Here is a 16,214-nt window from a genome sequence, read left to right as displayed (position 1 = left end):
AACATGCCCAAAGCAGTGACGATGTGGGAGTTCTCCTGGCTCCTACGCCGCAGCGGAGCGCAACGCGAGTACGCCGACATCGAACGCGTGCTGGACGAGCTCGTCGAACGAGGCTACGACTGCGTACGGATCGACGCCTTCCCGCATCTCATCGCCGCAGATCGGGCCGGCAATCGGCAGAGCGGCTTCGCGGTTCACCCTCAGCCGGATCATTTCATGTGGGGGCCGCACGGTCGCAAGGTGGTGGTGGAGCATCCAGAGGCCTCTCTCGCCGCCTTCGTGTCGGCCTGCCGCGATCGCGGAGTGACGGTTGCCCTCTCGAGCTGGTTCAACGACGACGACGAGCATCGGCGACTCGGTATCGCGACCCCGGACGACCTCGCGCGGGTGTGGTACGAGACCCTCGAGTCACTCGAGGCGGCGGCCGTGCTGGATGCGATCGAGTTCGTCGACCTCTGCAACGAGTTCCCCCTCGACGACTGGTTGCCGGCTGCCCACGAGTCGATCTTCGGTCGGCCCGAGCACACGGAACCGAGCGTTCCCGGGCAGGCCGTGGAAGGCGGGTGGGTGTGGACTCCCCCGCAGCGCGCGGTGATCGAGTCGTTCTTCGCCGCCACCGACCTCTTGCGGGCCCGATGGCCGCGTCTGCGGTTCACCTACTCGTTGGCCCCCGTGAGCGAATCTCTCTTCGACCTGGACTACCGGTCACTCGACGTGATCGAGACCCACATCTGGCTCTCCAGCAACGTCGAGGAGTATGCCTCCCAGACGAACTTCTCACTCGAGGAGCACGGGTTCCCCGGCGCGTGGCAGAAGCAGGTCGACAGCCTCGATGAGGTCTACTGGCCGCAGCGCGAGCGCTGGCACGCCCAGTTGGAGGCCCAGATGGCGCGGTGGTCGGCCGTGGCGAAGGCTGCCGGAGTGCCGCTGTGGACCACCGAGGGCTGGTCGCACATCCTGCTCGACGACTTCACCGCGCCCAGCGGTCGCACGGCGTGGGAATACGTGAAAGACGTGGCCGAGTTCGCCGTGCCCGCGGCGCTCCGCCTCGGTTGGGAGGGCGTCTGCACCTCGAACTTCGCAGAGCCGCATTTCCCGGCCCTGTGGGCAGACATCGAGTGGCACCGGCGCCTCACGACGATGATCAAGTCCGGTACCGGTGGGATGCTGTGATGCGGGCGGAGAGGATCACGGGCGCCGTCTGCGAGCACGGGGAAGGCCCGGCCGTCTCCCCTCGCTGGAGCGGACCGCGCTTCGTCGACATGCTGCGCGGCGACGTGCTCGAGCTCCAGCCCGGCGGCGAGCTGCGCCGACGCCGGGTGGGCACGGTCGCGGCTTTCCTTCGTCCCCGGGCGCGTGGAGGGTGGGTCGTCGCTCTCGAGCGGGCGATCGCGGTCGCGGACGAAGACGACCTGGATGCACCGCTCGTGCAAGGCACCGAGCTCTGGAGCGCGGCAGGAGTGCGCAGCAACGATGGGGCGTGCTCGCCCGACGGATGCCTCCACCTCGGCACCATGCACGTCGAGGAGTCTCCCGGCGCCGGCTTCCTCATGCGGCTCACCCCCGACGGCGGCACAGCGATCGAGGTCGAGCACGCCACGATCTCGAACGGCCTGGGCTTCACGACCGACGGCGCCGGCGCGTTCTACGTCGACTCCGCGACCGGGTGCATCGACCGCTTCGACTGGTCCACCCGCACCGGCCTCGCGGGCCGCCGTCCGTGGGTCACGCGCAGCGACGGGCCGGGAAGTTTCGACGGACTCGCCGTCGACGCCGAAGGCGGAGTCTGGGTCGCGGTCTACGGAGGCTCGGCCGTACACCGGTACTCGCCCGAGGGTCGTCTCGACGAGGTGGTCGATCTCCCCGTTCGCCAGCCCACCGCGGTCGCCTTCGACGGTGCCGCGCTGCTCATCACGACATCCCGCCACGGCTTGGGGGCAGACCCGGAGCCGGAGGCGGGCGCTCTGTTCCGCATCGACGACACCGGAGTGCGGGGCGCCCCCGTGCATCCGTTCGCCGGATGACCGCCACCCAGGGGTCGGAGGCGGCCCGTACCGTGCCCGCCACCATGGTGGCCGCGCGCCTGCACGCGCGCCAGGACCTGCGAGTCGACCGAATCCCCGTGCCTGCGCCGTCAGCATCCGAAGCGCTGATCCGCGTGCTGTGGTGCGGCATCTGTGGCACCGATCTCGAGGAGTACCGCGACGGCCCGGTGACCGTCCCGATGGGGACTCCGCATCCGGTCAGCGGGCGTCTGGCACCCCTGACGCTCGGTCACGAGCCGGTGGGAGTGATTGCGCGGGCCGCCGCTGACGGCTCCGGACCTGCGGCCGGGACCGTGGTCGTGCCTGACGTGGTGAGCGGCTGCGGCACGTGCTGGTGGTGCCGTCGCCACGACGAAGGTCAATGCCAACGCCTCGTCGTGATCGGACAGACCACCGATGGCGCGTTGGCACACTACCTCGTCGCTCGCGCCGACCGGTGCCTGCCGGTCCCCGACGGCCTCGCTGCGGAGACGGCAGCTCTGGCGGAGCCGACCGCGGTCGCCGTTCGCGCCCTCGCGAAGCTCGGCGCGGCGCCACAGGCGATCTCCTCCCTGGCCGTGCTGGGTGGCGGCACCATCGGGCAGCTCGTCGCACGGGTCGCCCGCTCCCTCGGCTGCCGATCCGTGACTCTGGTCGATCCCGTGCCCGAGCGGCGCCGGCTCGCCGAGCGCACCGGCATCGGCACGGTGCATCCTTCAGAACTCGCCCGGTTCGCGGCGACCCTTCCGGAGCCGGGTCTGGATGCGGCGATCGAATGCACCGGACGACCGGGCGTGATTGCGGACGCGCTGCGGAGTGTCCGGCGCGGCGGCGAGGTGGTCGCTCTCGGCCTGCGCGCGGCCCTCGACACCTTCCAGCTCGACGATTTCGTGCTGGGCGAGAAGCGGCTGATCGGGAGTGCTGCCCACATGTGGGATACCGATTTGGCCTCGGCCCTCGACCTGCTCGCTTCCGGTCGACTCTCCGTCGACGGACTGATCACTCATCGCATTCCCCTGGCGCAGACGACCGACGCGCTCGAGCTGCTCGGCGACACCCGCTCGGGCGCCGTCAAGGTGCTCGTCGACTGCAGCTGACCAGGCCTTTCCACTCGTGAACCGCACCCCCTTGTTCGCCTGGCTCGTGGCGGCCGCCTTCACCGTGCTTCTCAACGAGACCACGGTTGGCGTCGCTCTCCCCTCGATCATGCGGGCATTCCAGGTGAGCGCCACGGCAGCCCAATGGCTGGTCTCGGCGTATCTGCTGACCCTCGGATGCGTCCTCCCACTCACCGGGTCCCTCGTCCAGCGCCTCGGCACCACTCGCACCCTGGGCGTCTCCGCCCTCATCTTCCTGGCCGGCAGTGTTCTCGCCCTTGCCTCGACCGAATTGTGGATGCTCGTCCTCGCGCGGGTCGTGCAGGGAGCGGGCGGGGCCCCGCTCATTCCGTTACTGACGACCACGGCGATGCGCGACAGCCGTCCCGAGCACCGCGGCCGAGCTCTGGGCATCGTGTCGCTCGCGATCGGAATCGCCCCGGCAAGCGGTCCCGTCGTGGCGGGCCTTCTCCTGTCGCTCGGCGACTGGCGCTGGCTGTTCGCGCCCTCCGTACTGCTCTGCTCCGCTGTGCTGATTCGTACACTGCTCGCCTGGCGTGGCGGCGGCGACGACCGCACGAACCTGCTGGGCGGCATCGACGCTCCCTCGGCCTGCTTCGCCGCGTTGGCGGTCGGTGGTTTCATCGTCGCTGCCGACGGGACACTCGGTCGGGGAATCCCGCTGTGGGCCTGCGTCTGCCTGGGCGCCGTCGCAACGACAACCGGATGGGCTTTCCTCCGCCGTCAGAGATCGTTGACCGCCGCCGGGCGTCCTCCTGTGCTCGACCTCCGGGTCTTCGGGTCGCCGGGTCTACGACGAGGGGCGGCATCCCTGGCCACCGGAATGGCCGGGCTGTTCGGGGTCTTCACTCTGCTTCCGATCGTCGCGGGAACGACTCTTGGCATCGACCCGTTGACGGCAGGGCTGCTCATGCTCCCGGGCGGACTGCTGATGGGCCTGCTCGGGCCAATCGTCGGCCGGATGGCCGACCGCGTCCCGTCGGCGCGGCTGACCGTCCCGGGGCTCGCCCTGATGGCGGTGGCGGCCACCGCTTTCGGTGTGCTCCGGCCCGGCCAGTGGGGGCTGCTTCTCGCCCTGCACCTGGTGCTCTCGGCCGGGTTCGGTCTCATGATCACCCCCCTCTATCTCGACGCTCTCGGAGAGCAACCAGCCGAGCTGGTTCCCCATGCGAGCGCGATGATGGGCACCATCCAGCAGGTGACCGCTGCGCTCGGCACCGTCGTGGTCGTGGCGGTCGCGGCTCTGGGCGAGTCGTCCGGATTCTTGGCGGCGGGTCTTCTCCTCGCATCGGCAGTGGTCTTCCAGGTCGCACCGGGCCTCAGCCGACGCTGAACGTCGCGCCGAGACCGCAGTCGACGGCGTACACCGCTCCGGTCACGGCTCGCGCCTGCGTTCCGGCGAGGAAGGCCACCACGGAGGCCACGTCGTCGGGCTCGGCGATGAAGCCGAGTGGATGCGCGTCGTTGACCGCACGCATCGCCGCTGCGGGGTCGGGCTGCCGGCTGAGCCACTCGTCGACGAGATGCGTCCTCGTCCAACCGGGCGCGACCGAGTTGACACGCACCCCCCGGCGCGCGTAGTCGACGGCGAGGCTGCGGGTGAGGCCCTCGACGGCCGCCTTCGCCGCGGCATACGGGAACATGCCGGCCGTGGTCAACCGAGCGTGGATCGAGGAGACGTTGACGATGGCGCCGGTTCCACTCTCGATCAGGTGCGGGAGCGCGGCTCGGCAGACCAGCCAAGCGGCCTTGAGGTCGACGCTGAACATGTCGTCCCATTCACCCTCCGTCATGCTGACCGCGTCGTGGTACGAATTGCGCCCGGCATTGTTCACCACGACATCAAGGCGGCCCCACTCCGCGAGCACGGAGGCGACGGCAGTGTCGACGTCCGCGCCGACGCTGACGTCACACCGCTCGAATCGGCAGCTCTCCCCGAGCTGAACGGCGAGCCTGCTGCCCGCGTCGGCATCGATGTCGACGATCGACACGCGGTAGCCGTCCCCGATGAATCGTGTCGCCACGGCTTCGCCGATGCCGCGCGCGCCACCGGTGACGATGGCCACCCGCGAGTCGGGACGAATCGTCTCCGGCGCGGTCACCAGTCGGCCACCGCTCCGTCGCGATCCCGGGTGGTGATCTGCACCTCCGGCCGGTACGGATGCTCCGCGGCCGCCTCCTCGTCGACGGTGACACCCCACCCGGGCCCGGAAGGAAGGCCGATCGATCCGTCGACGATCGGAAAGGTTCCGCTCACCACGTCGTCGCGCCAGGGTACATCCGAGCGCATGACCTCTTGGATGATCACGCCCGGAGTCGCGAACGCGACGTGCTGATTGACGGCCGTGGCGATCGGTCCGAGCGGATTGTGAGGCGCCAGCGGAATGCTGTGGCTCTCCGCCAAGGCAGCGATCTTCTTCAGCCCGGTGGGTCCGCCGACATGGCAGATGTCAGGCTGCAGCACGGCGCAGGCACCGAGGTCGAGATGCTCACGGAACTCTTGCAGGCTGATGAGCCGCTCGCCCGTCGCGATCGGAAACGGGAGCGCCTCGGCGACCCGCACCAGGTCACGCGGATTCCCGGGCGCGCACGGCTCCTCGAAGAACCATGGACCGTACGGTGCGAGCGCCTGCCCGTAGGCGATCGCGGCTGCCGCCGTCGTGCGACCGTGCAGGTCGACCATGATGTCGACGTCATCGCCGACGGCGCCACGAACCGCCGCCATGAGGGCTGCCGCTCCGTCCAGGTCCGGCCTGCTCGGCAGCCCGTTCCCGCTCGGCACGGCGAGGATCTTGAGGGCCGTGAAGCCGTCGGCGACGGCTCGGCCGGCTGCAGCTGCGAATCCCTCGACGCTCGCCTCTCCGTAGACGACCGAGCTGTCTCCGCCTCCCAGATGGTCGTACATGCGTAGCGAATCGCGAACCGCACCCCCGAGCAATTGGTATGCCGGCACGTCGTGGAAGCGCGCGTTGACGTCCCAGAGGGCCTGGTCGATGCCCGACAACGCACTCATGGTGACCGCTCCCCCCTTGAAGAAGTGGTCGCGGTACATCGCCTGCCAGAGATACTCGATCCGTCGCGGATCTTGGCCGACGACGATCTCCGCCAGATCGGCAACGGCACCTGCGACGGCTCGCGCCTTCCACTCCAGTGTGGCCTCACCCCAGCCGACGAGCTCGCCGTGGTCGACGGTGACCTTGACGAAGACCCAGTTGCGCAGGATGGCATTCACCGTGACGGTCTCGACGGCCGTGATCTTCACGTCAGAGCCCCTTCGACGGGGAGTCGTCGCGAACCCGCTGGAAGTGACTGACCGACACGGCGATCAGCTGCTGCATCCGCGCGTCGGCCTCGGCCGAATCGCCGGAGGCGATCGCGCGAGCCACGTCGCGATGCAACGGAAGGGTGTCGGCGACCGCCCCCTCCGCAGTGGATGTCGTCTCGAAGCTCGCCTGCAAGGCCACCGACAAGGGCTGATTCAGAGCACCGAGCAGGGAGTTGTGAGAGATCCGTAGGAGCACGTGGTGGAACTCGACATCGGCTCGGGTGAATGACTCGAGGTCTCCTCGGGTGCTCGCGCGCGCCATCCGTTCGTAGGCATCGAGAAGCTGCTGCTTCTCCCCCTCGGTCGCCCTCTCGGCCGCGAATCGCGCCGCGCCGGGCTCGATCAACCCGCGCACCTCGGTCAGCTCGGTGATCAGGCGCCCCCGGTCGCCCTCCTTGAGCCAGAGCAGCACGTCGGTGTCGAGCACGTTCCATCGTTCGCGAGGGAGCACGCGGGTGCCCGTGCGTGGCCGGAGTTCCAACAGTCCCTTGGCCGCCAGCGCCTTGACTGCCTCCCTCAGGGCGCCGCGACTGACACCGATCTGCGCGCAGAGCACGGGTTCCGGAGGCAGGATCGCATCGGACGCGAGGGCACCGCTGACGATCTGCAGGCCCAACGTCTGGATCACTTGTTGGTGGATGGTCTTCAGGCGGGGTGGTACGAGGGGGGTCAGCGCGCTCATCCGCCAATCATTATATGATTCGGTGAATCCGTCAATCGATGACCACGACCAAGGAAGTTCGATGTCCGCCATCCTCACGGGAATCATCCCTGTCGCTCCCACCATCTTTCACGACGACGAGTCGCTCGATCTCGACGGGCAGCGTCGCGTGGTCGATTTCCTCGTCGACTCGAAGGTCGACGCCCTCTGCATCCTGGCCAACTACTCCGAACAGTTCTCCCTCGAGGACGACGAGCGGCGACGCGTCATCGACGCCACTCTCGAGCAGGCCGCCGGCCGCGTCCCCGTCATGGTCACCACAAGCCATTACAGCGCCCGCGTCGCGGCCCGCCGCACGCGCGAGGCCGCGGAGGCGGGAGCTCGGCTCGCCATGCTGATGCCACCGTTCTTCGGAGCCACGATGTCCGTCGGCGAGGACCTCGTCCTGGACTACTTCGCGACGGTGGCCGAGCAGTCGGCGATCGACATCATGGTGCAGGATGCACCGCTCAGCACCACGCCGCTCTCGGTGGCCCTGCTGGCCAGACTCGCCACCGAGATTCCGCAGGTCAAGTACGTCAAGGTCGAAGTCCCCCGGGCCGCCGCGAAGATACGAGCCCTCCGCACGATCGCGGGAGCAGACCTTCCCGGTGTGTTCGACGGGGAGGAAGGGGTCACTCTGATCCCCGATCTGCACGCGGGGGCCATCGGCACCATGGCGAGTTGCACGATTCCCGATGTGTTGGGCGAGGTTGTTCGCCGATTCGGCTCCGGAGATATCGACGGCGCCACCCGGGCATGGAATGCCGTCCTGCCGCTCATTCATTTCGAGAACCGGCAGTGCGGGTTGCAGGCGGCGAAGGCCCTGCTCAAAGAGGGGGGCGTCATCGCCAGCGATCGTGTGCGAGCCCCCCTGGCGCCCCTGCCGGCATCGACTCGTGCCGAACTGCTCGCGCTGGCCGACCGCGCTAGGGCGTCCGTTCTGGGCTGGGCCCGCTGACGCCCGGTTTGGGAACGCGGGTCCCATCCGATTCCGCTATCGTCATGCCCAGAATCGCACGACGCGACGGGGGTGGCGGATGTCTCACGGTTCGATACGCGAGGCGGCGCGGCTCGGGACGCTGCCAGCCGCTGCGGTCGTCATGGCGGTGCTGCTCGCCGGATGCGTGATCGGTGCAAACAGCGCCGGATCGTCCGAGACGACACAGCCGGCCGATCCCTCCCGCCCGGTCGAAGAACTGCCGACTCGCTCACCCACGCCCATCCCTGACCCCGACCCGATCCGTGTCTCGGGCGAGGGACCAGGAACGGTCGACATCCCGAACCCCTATTTCCCATTAGCCCAGGGTCGCGATCGTCTGAGCTTCGATGGCCGCTTCACTTGCGACGGACCGGGCGCGTTCCATGTGCAACTCCTGCCCGAGTCGACCGATGTCTTCATGGGCAGTTCCGTATGCGACGGCACGGGCGGCGGTTACCAGATGCCGATCGAGCGATCGCAGCAGGTCTACACGGTGGAGATCACCGTGGAGCCGGGCACCACGTGGACCTTCGCGGGACAGCTCTCCCGATGAGGCGTCTGTCCCTGAGGGTGCGATCGGCGGCGACAGCGACGGGCCTGCTCGTGCTGCTCGCGGGATGCGCGAGCACGCCGGACAGGACCGGCGGCGATGAGCCGGTGATCAGCCGCCCGCCCTCGTCGTCTCCCGTCCCCTCTCCCGCCCCGGCGGCCGTCCCTGCGCGCTGGGCGCCGGTTCCGGTGCCCCCCGGTTCGGTGCTGGGCACCGGCACGCTGACATCCCCGAGCGGCGCCCTCACGGGCACCGTCGACGTGACGACCGACCACGACGGCGGGGTCGAAGTCATGCTCTCGAGCTTCGCGACGAGCGACCCGCGGATGCTGCAGGCCACGTTCTACTCGACGCCGAGCGCGACCTTCGGCTGCTACAACCCCGAGGGCTACGCGTTCGCCCTTCCGACTCTCGGACCCGAACCCGACCAGGAATTCCCGATGGGGCGGCTCCGCGACCTGCCGTCCGCCGACCCCAGCTTCCTCGACAGCCTGGTGGTCTACGCGGTGCCGGACCCCTCCGAGGTCGGAGTGGACGGATGCTACGGCGACATCCTGGCGATCGCCGAGATGCAGTGGAACAGCACCCAGGAGATCCCACCCGCGGTCGACACCGGGGCCCACACCGGGGCATCGGGAACCCTGGAGCTCACGGCTGCGGGAACTCCGGCGACCTACCGGGTAGCCGCCGGCGACACCCTCGGCGACATCGCCGAGCGATTCACCCTCGATCCTGCGGTGATCCTCTACCTCAGCGCCGGCCGCATCAGTCCGCAGGGCATCGTCGATGACGAAGCCGTCTACGCGGGCGAGGTCCTGAAACTCGACGCCTCGGCCCGCTGAGCCGACCGGGTCAGCCGAGGTACAGGGCGGCGTTGTCGATCAGGCGGGTGTCGCCGACGCGGGCCGCCACGATGGCGCGCGCGGGGCCGTGGTAGTCGTCGTCGACCGGGAGGAAGGTCTCCGGATGGACGATCGCCAGGTAGTCGACCTCCACCAGCGCCTCACCCATCGCCGCCGACTGCGCGGCCGCCAGCACGGCGTCGATGCCCCGATCGGCTGCCGACTCGGCGGCCTCGAGCATGTGCGGCAGCGTCAGCGCCGCACGCCGCTCGCGCGCGTCGAGGAAGCGGTTGCGGCTCGACAGTGCGAGCTCGTCGGGATCGCGCACGGTCTCGACCACCTCGACCTGCACGGGCATGTTGAGGTCGGTGATCATCTGCGACACCAGGAAGACCTGCTGCGCATCCTTCTGACCGAACAGGATGCGCTGCGGCCCGACGGCGTTGATCAGCTTCGACACCACGGTGAGCACGCCGTCGAAGTGCCCCGGGCGGCTGCGCCCCTCGAAGAGCGTGCCGACGCGCCCCGCCGTCACACGGGTCTGCACGTCGCCGCGCGGGTACAGCTCGTCGACGAGTGGGGCGAACACGATGTCGACGCCGTGGCCCGCCAGGGTGCGCAGGTCGCCCTCGAGGTCGCGCGGGTAGCGCTCGAGGTCGGCCGGGTCGTTGAACTGGAGGGGATTCACGAAGATCGACACCACCACGACGTCGGCGATCTCGGCGGCGCGGTCGACCAGGGCGAGATGCCCGGCGTGCAAGGCGCCCATCGTGGGCACCAGGGCCACGCGTACGCGACCGGATGCCGGCACAGCGGCGCCCGAGGCATCGGTCGCCTTGCGCGTCGCCGCGTCTTCGACCTCGCGGCGGACATCCGCCACCGTCAGAGCGACGATGGGAGTGTCGGCGGCGAGGGCATCCGTAACGGCTTCGGCCACCGGAACTCCTTCAGCTGCGCACGTGCTCGCGGTCGCCGTGGGGCGCGACCGCCAGATCGATGCTACTCGGGAACCGTGCCGCCCGTGCGCGCCAGCGCGTTCTCCACCGACGAACGCATCAGCGGCGCGAGCACCCGGCCGGGAAGTTCGATGCCGATTCCGGCCAGGAGCCCGGCCGCCTGATCGACGATCGCGGTCGAGAAGGTGGTCGCGGTCTCGATGGCCTCGGCGTAGGCGGCGCGGTCGCCCTCGGCCACGACGACCGGCTCCCCGCCCATCTCCACCACCAGGGCCTGCGCGATCGGCAGCACGGGAGTCGGGGCGGTGACGGCGAAATAGGTTCCGGCCAAGCGCGCGAGATCGACGCTCGTGCCCGTGAACGCCATCGCCGGGTGCACGGCGAGAGGGATGACGCCGGCTGATCGCGCCGGCGCGAACACCTCCGCGCCGAACTCCGGTGCCGTGTGCAGCACGAGCTGACCCATCTGCCAGGTACCGGTCTCGGCGAGCCCCGCGATGAGCGTGCCGAGCTCGGCCGAGGGCACGGCCAGCACCACGAGCTCGCTGCGTTCGACGAGCTGCGGGATGGTGAGGATCGGCACTCCCGGCAGCATCGCGTCGGCCCGCTCCCGGCTCTCCTCGGAGATGGCGGCGATGCCCACGATGGCGTGCCCCGCACCGGCGAGCGCGGCTCCGAGCACCGGCCCGACCCGGCCTGCGCCGATGATGCCGACGCCGAGGCGTCCGGTTCGTTCGGCGGGTCTCATGAGGTCTGTCCTTCCGCCCAGCGATGGGAGTGATCGGTGGCGCCGGCCTCGACGACGGCCGCAGACCAGCGCCCGAAGGCCGCCGTTCCGCCTGCCCGATCCGCGGCGGCCAGGGTCGCCCGCACCGGCCCCGCGACCGTGTGGACGGTGAGTTCGACCAGGTCGAGCACCCGTTGCACGGGCCCCTGCGAGATGCGCAGGCTCTGCACCCGCGCCAGGGGCACCACCGTGAGGTGCCGCCACACGAAACCGGAACGCAGCAGGATCGCGTCGTCGGTCTCCGCGTACCCCGTCCGCTTCCAGGAGAGCGGGCGGAGCGGCCAAGCCCGGCGCGGCGCATCCGTGAACCCCGATCCCGACTTGGCCACGAGCCCGGCCAGCAGGAGCTCGCGGGTCTGCTCGCCGGCGAGACCGGGTAGCAGCAGTCCGAGCACCTTGCGCACGTCGTCGACGGTTCCCACGGGCAGCATGAGCGTGCTGGTCTGCGCCGAGCTCTGCCCGGCCGCTCCCGCGCGATTGATGCGGATCATCCACCATTTCGCCGGCCGCCACAGCAGGGGCTGGCTCACCTCGATGGCGTGGATGCGCCCGGGCGGCAGGGTGTCGTTGCTCGTGGAGAGCAGGCCGTAGCCGATCCGCACGCCGTCGGCCGTACCGGCGATGCTGAAACGCAACGACTTCGTGAAGCGGTTGAAGTAGTAGCCGATCGCGGCGAGGATGCCCGGCAGGATCAGGAAGATGAAGAACTCGCGCCGCCCGAGCAGCGACATCACCACGATCAGCGCCGCCACCAGCACGATTACCACGGTGAACCCGCTCAGCACGAGCGAGAGGATCAACCGCACCGGTGGGATCTTCACCACCGACTCCGGCGGAGCGATCGAGGGGTCGAGCTCGGGCGCGAGCAGTTCCCGCACACGCTGATTGACCAGACCCGGAACGACGGATGCCGCGGGCGCGGCCGTGACCACACCCTCGTTCGCGGCATCCGGAGCGACCGCCGCCTCTCGCGCGCCCGAGGCGAGCACCAGCACGTCGTGACGCAGCCGATCGGCCTCGGAGCCGCGCAGATAGGCCAGCTGCACCTTCGCATCCTGGCCCGCGACGCTGATGTCGAGTTTCGCCGCCCCGAACACGCGCGCGAAGATGGGCCGACTGATGGCCACGCCCTGGATGCGGTCGAGCCGCGCCCGGCGATGCGTGCGGAACAGGATGCCGCTGCGCACCTCCACCACGTCGTCACCCACGCGGAAGGTGTGCATGCGCCACGACGCGTAGAACACGACGATGCCCACCACGAGCCCGGCGATGACGATCACGATCGCCCAACCGAGCTGACCGCGCTCGTACGCGGTCTGCAGCGGGTCGCCCGGCAGCTCGGGAGCGCCGAAGATCCAGTCGATGAGCCGCTCGCGGAAGTTGGCCAGCACGAAGCCGAGGATGGCGACGAGCACGATCCCGCCGCGCAGCAGCGGAGTAGCGGGGTGGAGCCGATGCCACTCGCCGTCGGTGAGATCGACCGGGCCGGCGGGGCCCTGCGGAACGGCGGATGCGCCCGGCTGCTCGGCAGGCGCGCCCGGCACGCGCGGCTCGCTCACAGCCCGACGCGGCGGGATTCGGCCAGGCCCACCAGGTGGTCGCGGAGCGCGTTCGCCTCCTCGTCGACGAGGCCGGGGATGGACACCCCGGTCGAGGCCGCCGCGGTCACGAACTTCAGTTCGGCCAGGCCCAGGGCGCGGGCGACGGGCCCGCGGTTGATGTCGATGAGCTGCATGCGGCCATAGGGCACCGACACCACGCGGTGGAACATGATGCCGCGCTTGAACACGAGGTCGTCGGAGCGCAGCTGGTAGCCGATCGAGCGCACCCGCCGCGGCGCCAGCACGAGCATGACCACTCCGATCACGACCGCGGCGCCGAGCGCCCACCAGCCGAACCAGGTGCCGACCACGATGAACACCACGGCGACGGCGCAGAGCACGAGAGCGCTGATGATGCTCGACACGACCTCGACACCGAGGTATTTCGGGCTGACGCCGTGCCATTCGCCGTCGACCACGAGGCGGCGTGAACCGGCGTCGGTCTCCGGCTCGGGCGCGTTCAGCGGGGCGATCTGATCGTCGGGGCTGGACACTTCGGGCTCACTTCGCGTCTGGTTCGTCGGGTGGCAGGGTGCACAGCCGCTCGGCGACGAGCCCTGCCGTGAGGAGCACTGCCCCGGCCAGCGCAGCGGTGATCCCCGGCCACAACGAGCCTACATCGGCCACCACGGGCCGGGTCAGGAGAAAGGCGATGACCCCGATGCCGAACCCCGCGATCAGGCTGCCGACCAGAGCGGAGGCCTTCGCGAGCACCACGATCCGCATCGCCCGGAAGGGGTTGATCTGCGTCTTCGACGTGCCTCGGATGGCGCGGCGGATTGGCACGGCGAGTGCCACCACGATCACGGCGGCGGCCACCAGGGTGATCGCCAGCGTATAGGGCGGGATGAGCACCGGCTGCCCCGTGGCCGCGAGCGCGACCTCGAGCACGAATCCGGCGGCGATCCCGACCACACCGAAGATCACGACGGTCAGCGGATGCGTGTGCCTCACCGCGACTCCCCCACGTACGGTCGCAGCGTGGTCTGCGGGATGCTCCGCACGAGCTGGTCGACCCGCCCGCGCTTCGGGAGCACGGCGTCGGGATCGACCTCGAGCCAGGGCACGAGCACGAAGTCGCGCTCCGCGGCCCGGGGATGCGGCAGCGTGAGCCGCTCCGTGTCGCGCACCACCGAGGCGAAGGCCACGATGTCGACGTCGAGCGTGCGGTCGCCCCAGCGCTCGGCGCGCACCCTCCCGTACTCGTGCTCGATGTGGTTCACCACGCCGAGCAGCTCCTCGGGGTGCAGGCTGGTGCGGATGAGCGCCACCGCGTTGAGGTAGGCGGGCGCGTCGGGATCGACGCCGTCGGGCTTGACCGCCGTCGTCTCGTAGAGCCGCGACACCGCCGTGACCTCGATGCCAGGGGTCGCACGGAGGTCGTCGAGAGCACCCAGGATGGTGGCCTCGCGGTCGCCGAGGTTGCTGCCGAAGGCGAGCACGGCCGGCAGCCGGATGATGCGGCGGTCGACGCTGTCGATGGGGCGGGCGTTCATGCGGCGGGTACCGATCTCGATCTCGTGATGCCGACGCTGACGTCGGTGAAGGGAACGGTGATGGGCGCGTCCGGCTTGTGCACCACGACGCGCACGCGCTGCACCGGTTCGTTCGCGAGGACGACGCCGGCGATGCGCTCGGCGAGCGTCTCGATCAGGTCGACGGGATCGGTGGACGCGGCCTCGTTGATGGCCTCCGCCAGCTCGCCGTAGTGCACGGTCTTCGCGAGGTCGTCGGAGCCCGCGGCGGGCGCGGTGTCGAGCCAGAGCGTGACGTCGATGACGAAGCGCTGACCCTCGGCGCGTTCGAAGTCGAAGACGCCGTGGTTGGCGAAGACCTCCAGGCCCGTGAGGGTGAGAGAGTCCAGTTCGGGCTCGTCGTCCGTCCGGCCGGTCATCGAGTCCTCCCTCTGGCCCAGGCGTCGGTCACGTCGAGTGCCGCACGCGTTCCCGTCACGTCGTGCACGCGAACCCCCCAGACTCCGTTGTGCGCGGCCAGCGCCGCGATGACGGCGGAGGCGAAGTCGCGCTCCCCCAACTGTGCCCCACCGGGCATCAATTCCCCGATGAAACGCTTGCGCGAGGCGCCGATCAGCACGGGTAGCCCGAGCCTCTGCAGACGGTCGAGGTGCGCGAGCACGGTCCAGTTGTGGTCACCGTTCTTCGCGAAACCCAGCCCGGGGTCGACGATGAGCTTGTCGGGCGAGACGCCCTTGATGATCAGTTCGGCCACGCGGTACTCGATCTCGCCCACCACCTCGCTCACGACATCCGTGTAGCGGGCCCGGTCGTTCATCGAGTCGCTGTGGCCGCGCCAGTGCATCACCACGAAGCGGGCGCCGGAATCGCGCACCACGTCGTCCATCTCGGGGTCGGAGCGGCCGCCCGACACGTCGTTCACGATCTCGGCGCCGGCCTCGAGGGCGGCGGCCGCCGTCGAGGCGTTCATGGTGTCGATGCTCACGGAGATGCCGCGGGCGACGAGTTCGCGCACCACGGGGAGCACGCGGCGCTGCTCCTCCGAGATCGCCACGCGGGCCGCGCCGGGGCGGGTGGACTCGCCGCCGACGTCGATGATGTCGGCACCGCGGGAGACCATCCCCTCGGCGTGGCGTACGGCCGCGTCGCGGTCGAGCCAGAGTCCGCCGTCGCTGAACGAGTCGGGGGTGACGTTGAGGATGCCGAGGATGCGCGTCACCGATCGACGCCCCAGTCCTGGCCGTCGCTGCGGGGTGCGGTGATCAGGGCGGTGATCTCAGCCCGCGCCGCGGGCTCGGCCAGGGCTCCGCGCGCGGCGAGGGTGAGGGTGGTGCTGCGGGTCTGCCGGGGCCCGCGGGCGCTCACGCAGGCGTGCTTGGCATCCACGACCACGAGCACGCCACGGGCCTCGAGGCCGCGTTCGATGGCATCGGCGATGTCGTCGGTGAGGCGCTCCTGCAACTGGGGCCGGGAACACGCGGATTCGACCACCGACACGATCGAGCCGAGGCCTGCGATCCGGTCGCCCGGGACGTAGGCCACGTGCACGATCCCCTCGAACGGCAGGAGGTGATGCTCGCACACGGAGCGGAAGGTGATGTCGCGGATGAGCACGGGCTGATCGCCGGCATCCGCTACCGAGCCCTGGCCCGCGGCCGCCTGTTCTGCGACGGGTGCCGCGAACACCGAGCTGAGGGCGTCGGCCGGGTCGTCACCGACACCACCGAAGAGCTCGGCGTACAGGTCGGCGACCCGGCGCGGAGTGTCGCGCAGACCCTCGCGCTCCGGACGCTCCCCGATCGCGGCAAGGATCTCGCTGACCGCGGCCTCGATCCTGTCTCGGTCGACGGACAC

19 protein-coding genes are annotated in these 16,214 nt (G+C 69.9%); 7 read left to right on the top strand and 12 right to left on the bottom strand.

Annotation, left to right across the window (positions count from 1 at the left end; translation table 11 throughout):
• Positions 1-3: 3 nt before the first annotated feature.
• The 4 genes from ACFJGU_RS10815 to ACFJGU_RS10800 are packed head-to-tail and all read left to right on the top strand — an operon-like array spanning position 4 to position 4,475.
• A complete protein-coding gene (locus ACFJGU_RS10815; protein WP_382303548.1) occupies positions 4-1,173 on the top strand; it encodes a cellulase-like family protein in 1,170 nt (389 codons plus the stop codon).
• Positions 1,173-2,024, top strand: coding sequence for an SMP-30/gluconolactonase/LRE family protein (locus tag ACFJGU_RS10810; protein ID WP_382303547.1), 852 nt, complete (start codon positions 1,173-1,175; stop codon positions 2,022-2,024). The genes ACFJGU_RS10815 and ACFJGU_RS10810 overlap by 1 nt, the downstream gene beginning before the upstream one ends.
• The gene (locus ACFJGU_RS10805; protein WP_382303546.1) at positions 2,021-3,121 is read left to right on the top strand and encodes a zinc-binding dehydrogenase; all 1,101 of its coding nucleotides are present in this window, start codon (positions 2,021-2,023) and stop codon (positions 3,119-3,121) included. Before ACFJGU_RS10810 ends, ACFJGU_RS10805 begins: the two co-directional genes overlap by 4 nt.
• Positions 3,122-3,137: 16 nt before the next feature.
• Complete coding sequence (locus ACFJGU_RS10800; RefSeq protein ID WP_382303545.1) at positions 3,138-4,475, top strand: MFS transporter; 1,338 nt, start codon at positions 3,138-3,140, stop codon at positions 4,473-4,475.
• Here ACFJGU_RS10800 and ACFJGU_RS10795 read toward each other — a convergent pair.
• The 3 genes from ACFJGU_RS10795 to ACFJGU_RS10785 are packed head-to-tail and all read right to left on the bottom strand — an operon-like array spanning position 4,462 to position 7,149.
• Positions 4,462-5,244, bottom strand: a complete 783-nt coding sequence (locus tag ACFJGU_RS10795) for an SDR family NAD(P)-dependent oxidoreductase (protein ID WP_382303544.1) — start codon at positions 5,242-5,244, stop codon at positions 4,462-4,464. The genes ACFJGU_RS10800 and ACFJGU_RS10795 overlap by 14 nt on opposite strands.
• The gene (gene dgoD / locus ACFJGU_RS10790) at positions 5,241-6,404 is read right to left on the bottom strand and encodes a galactonate dehydratase (RefSeq protein WP_382303543.1); all 1,164 of its coding nucleotides are present in this window, start codon (positions 6,402-6,404) and stop codon (positions 5,241-5,243) included. Before dgoD ends, ACFJGU_RS10795 begins: the two co-directional genes overlap by 4 nt.
• A 1-nt stretch (position 6,405) precedes the next feature.
• Positions 6,406-7,149, bottom strand: a complete 744-nt coding sequence (locus ACFJGU_RS10785) for a FadR/GntR family transcriptional regulator (protein ID WP_382303542.1) — start codon at positions 7,147-7,149, stop codon at positions 6,406-6,408.
• A 61-nt stretch (positions 7,150-7,210) separates the two neighbouring features.
• On the opposite strand from ACFJGU_RS10785, the gene ACFJGU_RS10780 reads away from it, so the two are divergent.
• The 3 genes from ACFJGU_RS10780 (at position 7,211) to ACFJGU_RS10770 (ending at position 9,541) form a co-directional block, all read left to right on the top strand.
• Complete coding sequence (locus tag ACFJGU_RS10780; RefSeq protein ID WP_382303541.1) at positions 7,211-8,128, top strand: dihydrodipicolinate synthase family protein; 918 nt, start codon at positions 7,211-7,213, stop codon at positions 8,126-8,128.
• Between the two features lie 79 nt (positions 8,129-8,207).
• On the top strand, positions 8,208-8,702 hold the full coding sequence (locus tag ACFJGU_RS10775; RefSeq protein ID WP_382303540.1) for a hypothetical protein: 495 nt from the start codon (positions 8,208-8,210) through the stop codon (positions 8,700-8,702).
• Complete coding sequence (locus ACFJGU_RS10770) at positions 8,699-9,541, top strand: hypothetical protein (protein ID WP_382303539.1); 843 nt, start codon at positions 8,699-8,701, stop codon at positions 9,539-9,541. The genes ACFJGU_RS10775 and ACFJGU_RS10770 overlap by 4 nt, the downstream gene beginning before the upstream one ends.
• Before the next feature lie 10 nt (positions 9,542-9,551).
• Here ACFJGU_RS10770 and panC read toward each other — a convergent pair whose 3' ends face one another.
• The 9 genes from panC to folE all read right to left on the bottom strand — a co-directional run bounded on the left by panC (position 9,552) and on the right by folE (position 16,214).
• The gene (panC, locus tag ACFJGU_RS10765; protein WP_382303538.1) at positions 9,552-10,478 is read right to left on the bottom strand and encodes a pantoate--beta-alanine ligase; all 927 of its coding nucleotides are present in this window, start codon (positions 10,476-10,478) and stop codon (positions 9,552-9,554) included.
• A gap of 62 nt (positions 10,479-10,540) precedes the next feature.
• Positions 10,541-11,245, bottom strand: a complete 705-nt coding sequence (locus ACFJGU_RS10760) for a Rossmann-like and DUF2520 domain-containing protein (protein WP_382310225.1) — start codon at positions 11,243-11,245, stop codon at positions 10,541-10,543.
• Entirely contained in the window at positions 11,242-12,843 is a 1,602-nt protein-coding gene (locus ACFJGU_RS10755; RefSeq protein ID WP_382310223.1) for a PH domain-containing protein, read from the bottom strand. The genes ACFJGU_RS10760 and ACFJGU_RS10755 overlap by 4 nt, the downstream gene beginning before the upstream one ends.
• A complete protein-coding gene (locus ACFJGU_RS10750) occupies positions 12,840-13,379 on the bottom strand; it encodes a PH domain-containing protein (protein WP_382310222.1) in 540 nt (179 codons plus the stop codon). The genes ACFJGU_RS10755 and ACFJGU_RS10750 overlap by 4 nt, the downstream gene beginning before the upstream one ends.
• Before the next feature lie 7 nt (positions 13,380-13,386).
• On the bottom strand, positions 13,387-13,839 hold the full coding sequence (locus ACFJGU_RS10745) for a DUF3180 domain-containing protein (protein ID WP_382310220.1): 453 nt from the start codon (positions 13,837-13,839) through the stop codon (positions 13,387-13,389).
• A complete protein-coding gene (gene folK, locus ACFJGU_RS10740) occupies positions 13,836-14,381 on the bottom strand; it encodes a 2-amino-4-hydroxy-6-hydroxymethyldihydropteridine diphosphokinase (protein WP_382310218.1) in 546 nt (181 codons plus the stop codon). Before folK ends, ACFJGU_RS10745 begins: the two co-directional genes overlap by 4 nt.
• Positions 14,378-14,779, bottom strand: coding sequence for a dihydroneopterin aldolase (gene folB, locus ACFJGU_RS10735; RefSeq protein WP_382310216.1), 402 nt, complete (start codon positions 14,777-14,779; stop codon positions 14,378-14,380). Before folB ends, folK begins: the two co-directional genes overlap by 4 nt.
• Positions 14,776-15,579, bottom strand: a complete 804-nt coding sequence (folP, locus tag ACFJGU_RS10730; protein WP_382310214.1) for a dihydropteroate synthase — start codon at positions 15,577-15,579, stop codon at positions 14,776-14,778. Before folP ends, folB begins: the two co-directional genes overlap by 4 nt.
• Entirely contained in the window at positions 15,576-16,214 is a 639-nt protein-coding gene (gene folE / locus ACFJGU_RS10725) for a GTP cyclohydrolase I (RefSeq protein WP_382310212.1), read from the bottom strand. Before folE ends, folP begins: the two co-directional genes overlap by 4 nt.

Source organism: Herbiconiux sp. UC225_62 (assembly GCF_042694625.1).
Classification (GTDB): Bacteria; Actinomycetota; Actinomycetes; order Actinomycetales; family Microbacteriaceae; genus Herbiconiux.
The sequence above is the reverse complement of the archived record's forward strand: the minus strand, read 5'-3'. Positions and strand labels throughout refer to the sequence as shown.